General features: G+C 63.4%; 6 protein-coding genes. All 6 read right to left on the bottom strand.

What is annotated here, in order from left to right:
* A partial coding sequence (locus AC5JJ6_RS39035) for a GntR family transcriptional regulator (protein ID WP_496047204.1) occupies window positions 1-1,008 on the bottom strand: 1,008 nt, incomplete at its 3' end.
* Window positions 1,009-1,151: 143 nt separating this feature from the next.
* Complete coding sequence (locus AC5JJ6_RS39030; protein ID WP_496047203.1) at window positions 1,152-2,081, bottom strand: dihydrodipicolinate synthase family protein; 930 nt, start codon at window positions 2,079-2,081, stop codon at window positions 1,152-1,154.
* Window positions 2,082-2,131: 50 nt separating this feature from the next.
* A complete protein-coding gene (locus AC5JJ6_RS39025) occupies window positions 2,132-3,037 on the bottom strand; it encodes an NAD(P)-dependent oxidoreductase (RefSeq protein WP_496047202.1) in 906 nt (301 codons plus the stop codon).
* Window positions 3,034-4,320: an alpha-hydroxy acid oxidase gene (locus tag AC5JJ6_RS39020; protein WP_496047201.1), complete on the bottom strand. Its 1,287-nt coding sequence runs from the start codon at window positions 4,318-4,320 to the stop codon at window positions 3,034-3,036. The genes AC5JJ6_RS39025 and AC5JJ6_RS39020 overlap by 4 nt, the downstream gene beginning before the upstream one ends.
* Before the next feature lie 55 nt (window positions 4,321-4,375).
* On the bottom strand, window positions 4,376-5,398 hold the full coding sequence (locus AC5JJ6_RS39015; protein ID WP_496047200.1) for a TRAP transporter substrate-binding protein: 1,023 nt from the start codon (window positions 5,396-5,398) through the stop codon (window positions 4,376-4,378).
* Between the two features lie 43 nt (window positions 5,399-5,441).
* The coding region (locus tag AC5JJ6_RS39010) for a hypothetical protein (protein ID WP_496047199.1) at window positions 5,442-5,637 on the bottom strand (196 nt) is incomplete at its 5' end.

Raw genomic sequence — 5,637 nt, 5'->3', positions numbered from 1 at the left:
CAAACCTTCCGGCCCCACTTCCTTGATGTAGGGAAGTTCAAGTGTCGTCTTCATCGAGCGGGAATAGCATACCCGGTCCAGTACCTTTTCCCGCGCCTTGAGCAGATGAGCACGCGCTTCCTCCGCAACGGCCGCCTTGTCGCGCCGCATCATGGCATCGATGATGCGGCGGTGCTCGTTGAAGAAAGGCTCTTCGTTGGGAAAGGCGATCTCCCGGCCGAACAGGTGTTTGCCGAAGATCATGATGCAGCGGGTCCGCTTGAGCGCCTCCACCAGCTCGGGATTGGGGCAATAGCTCAGGCAGCGGACATGCAGGTCCAGTTCCAGTTCGTCCAGGCCGTCCGCCGGCAGGTTGGGATAGCGCCGCAAGGCTTCGACCAGCCGACGGTCAACCTGTTCAAGTTCCCTCGCCGGGATCACCTCGGCCGCCTTTGACAGGGCGACGGGTTCCAGATGCTCGCGCAGTTCGTACAGAAAGTTGACGCGGTTCTCGTCGAGCGGGACGCTGTACCAGCGGGAACGCTCGTCCTTGACGATCAGTCCGTTGACCTGGGCATGCATCAGCACGTCGTGCGTCACGGTCCGGCTGACACCGTAGTGGCTGGCCAGCTCATGCTCGTTGATGCGGAAGTGGCCGTACAGCGCACAGCGGATCAGCTCGCTTTCGACGGGGTCGTAGACATTCTCCCAGGCCCGCTCCTTGAGCCCTCCGGCCTCCCGGTCGTCCAGCCCGAGGGACCGCGCGGTGATCGGCTCCCGGATCACGCTGTCCGGGCTGGCTCCCACGATGAAGCCCCTGCCGTCGAAGCGGCTGATCATCCCTTCGCCATGCAATTCCGCGAAGGCCTGCTTGATCGGCCCGCGGCTGGATCCCGTAAGGTTCGCGACATGCGTCTCCAGCAGAAGCTGTCCCTTGGGGAGCTTGCCGGAGACGATGGCGTCGTGCAGAAGCGATTTGATCTTCGCCGCCAGACGGGTGGTTTGCAGTTGCGTCGGTGTCGTCAGCATCGTCTCCAAACGGCCCTTCGAATCTCCTGTCGCAGCAGCCCTGCGAGGACCACCATCCGGCCAGCATACCCGCAACGAACGCCCGCCATCAGCAAAATCCTCGGCTAACCATCAGCCGAAAGCCGTGATTTGCCGTCCCGGCCCTACCGTGCCCAGCGCAGAACCAGCGGATCGAGACGTCTGGCCGTTTCCATCAGTCCGGCACGTGTCTGCGGGTGAAGCGGCTGCAAGGGATGACGCACCGCTTCCGATGCGATCACGCCGCCTTCCTTCATCAGGGCCTTGGCGGCGATCAGGCCGGTCTGGCGGTTCTCATAGTTGATCAGCGGCAGCCACCGGTTATAGGCGTCGACGGCTTCCTCGCGGCGTCCGTCCCGGTAGGCGTCGACGATCTGGCGGATCCCGTCCGGATAGCCGCCGCCGGTCATCGCCCCGGTGGCGCCGGCATCGAGATCGGGGAGAAGGGTGATGGCTTCCTCGCCGTCCCACGGTCCCTCGATCGCACTGCCGCCAAGCTCGATCAGCTCGCGCAGCTTGGAGGCGGCGCCGGGCACTTCGATCTTGAAGTAGGCGACGTTGGCGATTTCCTTCGCCATCCGGGCAAGGAAGGGCGCGGACAGAGCCGTGCCGCTGACCGGCGCGTCCTGGACCATGATCGGAATGCCGATAGCGTCGGAGACGGTCCGGAAGAAGTCGAAGATGCCCCGCTCCGGCACGCGGATCGTAGCCCCGTGGTAGGGCGGCATGATCATGACCATGGAGGCGCCGGCCTCCTGCGCCCTGCGGCTGCGCTCGGCGCAGACCCTAGAGCTGAAATGCGTCGTCGTCACGATCACCGGGACGCGGCCGGCCACGTGATCGAGGATGGTATCGATCAGGAGCGTGCGTTCATCGTCGGTCAGGACGAACTGTTCGGAGAAATTGGCGAGGATACAGAGGCCGTCGGACCCGGCGTCGATCATGAAGTCCGTGCAGCGCTTCTGGCTGGCCAGATCCAGTTCGCCGCGATCGTCGAAAGTGGTCGGCATCACCGGGAAGACGCCGCGGAAACGAGGTTGCGGATCTGCTGTCATGGGGTCGTCCCATCCTTGCTGAAATTTATCTGCCGATGCCGGGGAGCCGGTCAGTCGGCGCGTACCTTGACGCCGTTGACTTGTCCCAGGACGTCGAACAGGTGAGGAACATACTTGTCGCCATGACCGAGATTGGCGGCGAGCAGATAGGTCTGGTGGACGGCCTGGGCCGCGAAGGCCGTCGTCGGCGCCGATTCCGCAAGACGGGTGTAGGAACGCATGTCCTTGACCGCATTGCGCAGAGTGAACTTCTGGCCGGAATCGTCGCCATCCAGGACGAAGGGGACGACCCGGTCGTAGGTCCGGCTGTGAGCCCCGCTGAGGCGGCACAGATCCGCGAAGGAGCGCAGGTCCAGCCCGACCTTGGCGGCGGTGCAGAAAGCCTCCGCGAGCAGCACGGTCGTGCCCTGGGCGATGAAGTTGTGTATCAGCTTGGCCTTGTAGCCGGAGCCGAGCGGACCGACGTGGTGGATGGTCTCGGAATAGGTTTCCAGCACCGGCCGAACCTGGTCCAGAACCGCCTCGTCCCCGCCTGCCAGCACGTTGAGCCGGCCTTCGGCCGCTTCCTTCGGCGTGCGGTTGACGGGAGCGTCCATGAAGCGCCCGCCCCGCGCGCGGATCGCCTCTTCCGCCTCGGCAGCGAAATCGGGGTCCCCCGTGCTGCTGTCGATGACGATCAGTCCGTCATGCACGCCGTCCAGGATGCCGTTCTCCCGGAAAAGCGCATCGCGCACCTGTGGCGTGCCGGTGACGCAGACGATCACCACATCCGATCCGCGAGCCAGCTCCGCGGCACTCGCGGCCTCGGCGGCGCCCTCCGCCAGGAGCGCTTCGACCGGCTGGCGGTTGCGGTGCGCCAGAACGGTCACCGGAAAACCCTTGCGGAGGATGTTCGTCGCCATGGCGGCGCCCATCAGTCCGAGGCCGATGAAGCCTACCCGCGTCGTCTGGCTCATGAGAGCACTTCCTTTTCAAGAGGCGGTTCCGCCGGGAACTGCCGGACCGGCGCCGGCGTCGCGCGTTTCTTCTCGAAGCGAGGGGCGGAACTGCCGGAAACCTCGGGATGTCCGGGCCAGCGGATATAACCGGCGTCGAGCTGGGACAGGTCGGAGCAACCGAGGAGACCGACGACCCGGTCCACCTCGGTCTTCAGCAGGTTGATCGCATGGGCAACCCCGGCTTCCCCGCCGGCCGCAAGACCATAGGTGGTCGCACGTCCGAGCAGCACCGCGTCGGCTCCCAGCGCACGGGCCTTCACGATATCGGAACCGCGCCGGAAGCCGCCGTCCAGCATCACGGTCAGCTGGCCGCCGACCGCGGCAGCCACCTCGGGAAGGATCTCCATGGAGGAGACGGCCCCGTCCAGCTGCCGGCCGCCATGATTGGACAGCACGATCCCGTCGGCGCCTGTCTTCACGGCTGTTACGGCATCCTCGACGCACATCACGCCCTTCACGATCAGCTTGCCCGGCCAGATATCGCGCAGCCACCGGATATCCGCCCAGTTGAGCGAGGGATCGAGTTCCTTGGATATCGCCGACGCCGCACCCTGGACGCTGTCCTGGCCGGGCGGCAGCATGTCGCCGAGATTGGCGAAACGCGGTACGCCATGCGGCACGAGCACGTCGAAGATCCAGCGGGGATGAAGCATCACGTCGATCTTATTGCGCAGGTCCAGCTGCAGCGGCCGGGCATAGTTGCGCCGGTCCCATTCGCGGTTGCCGAAGATCGCGCTGTCCGTCGTCACCACCAGCGCCTCGACGCCGACGGCCTTCATCCTATCCACCAGACGCGCCGCGTAGTCGCGCGTGCGGTACAGGTAGAGCTGCATCCAGACGCGCCCGCCCGCCCTTCGGACCACGTCCTCCAGCCGCATCGTGGATGCATTGCTGAGGATATACGGGATACCGGCGGAAGCCGCGGCACGGGCGAGCGCCAGATCGCCTTCCCGGGTCAGCAGACCGCTGAAGCCGGTAGGGCCGATCATGAAGGGAGCGGCGGACGGCTTGCCGAACAGGTCGATCGCCTGACTGCGTGCAGAAACGTCGACCAGCGTCCGCGGCACGAAGCCGATTTCCTCGAACACCGAACGGTTGCGCTTCAGCGTGACCTCGTCGTCCGATCCGCCTTCCACATACTCGAAGCAGAAGTTGGGGACACGGCGGCGGGCCACCTCCCGCAGTTCGTCGATGCTATGGGCCCGCCGGTAGTCCGTTCCCTTATAAAGCCGCCGTTTCATATCGCTCTCTGATTACCCGCCCGGTGCGTGGTCTTCGCAGGATGCCGTGAAGTCCTTACTTGCCGTCGCGCACCTTTCGGATTTCGGCCTGCACTTCCGCGACGAGATCGGGGCCGATGCTCTGTGTGTACTTGTCGGTCACCGGCTTGACCTTCTGGCGCATGCGATCGATCTCCTCGACCGAAAGCTCGGTGATCTGCATGCCTTCGCCGCGAAGGGTCTGCATGGACTTCTCGTTCGCCTCGCGCGAGACCTTGCGTTCGTACAGGCCGGCTTCGGTCGCGGCTTCCTGGACGATGCGGCGCTCGTCCTCGGTAAGCTTGTCCCAGACCTTCTTGCTGAAGATGGCGACCAGCGGATTGTAGACGTGGCCGGTCGTGGCCGCATACTTCTGCACTTCGTAGAACTTGCTGGTCTCAATCGATGCGAAGGGATTTTCCTGACCGTCGACCGTGCCAGTTTCCAGCGCGGTGTAGAGTTCCGGGAACGGCAGCGGCACCGGGTTGGCGCCGAGGGCGGAGAAGGTGTCGATGAAGATCGGGATCTGGATCACGCGGACCTTGAGGCCGCTGATGTCTTCCATCCTGTTGATCGGGCGCCGGGCGTTGGTGATGTTCCGGAAGCCGTGGTCCCAGTATCCCAGGCCGATCAGTCCCTTGTCCGTCAGCATGTCGAGGAGCCTGGTGCCGACCGGCCCGTCCATCACCGCGTCGACTTCACGGTAGCTGGTGAACATGAACGGCAGGTCGAAGACCGAAAATTCCTTGATCAATCCGGTCAACAGGCCGGGGCTGACCAGCGTCATCTCGACCACGCCGCCCTGGAGCGAGGAAATGACCTGGGCGTCCCCGCCCAGCGAACCGCCGCCGAAGGCCTTCGCCTTCATCTTGCTGCCGCTTTTCTGTTCCAGCAGTTCGCCGAACTTCTTCGCGCCGATGCCGTGCGGATGATCGATGTTCTGGACGAAAGCGACTTTGAAATTGTGTGACTTTACGTCCTGCGCCAGAGCCGTTCCGGTTGCGAACATCGATCCGGCGAGAAAGAGGCTGGCCAGGGCAGTCTTGATGGTCATGTTCATCAGGCGTTTCCTCGTAGAAGCGTTCATTTTTTGGATTAACGAGTCAGCATTGGGAATACTTTTCCGTTAACTTTTTTGAATCTTTGCCCGCATGAGAAGGGGGCTTATATTTTGTTAAATAAACCTTGCCAACTTTATTTATAGAAAAAGGCGTTTTTCTTTCTAGGACATGCAAATCGGGTGCTCTCGATGCCTTTCTCAAGGCTCCGTTCCTTTTTTTGCTCACATCGACAGCAAAG

This window comes from Skermanella sp. (assembly GCF_059503625.1).
This window is presented reverse-complemented; position numbering and strand designations above follow the sequence as displayed.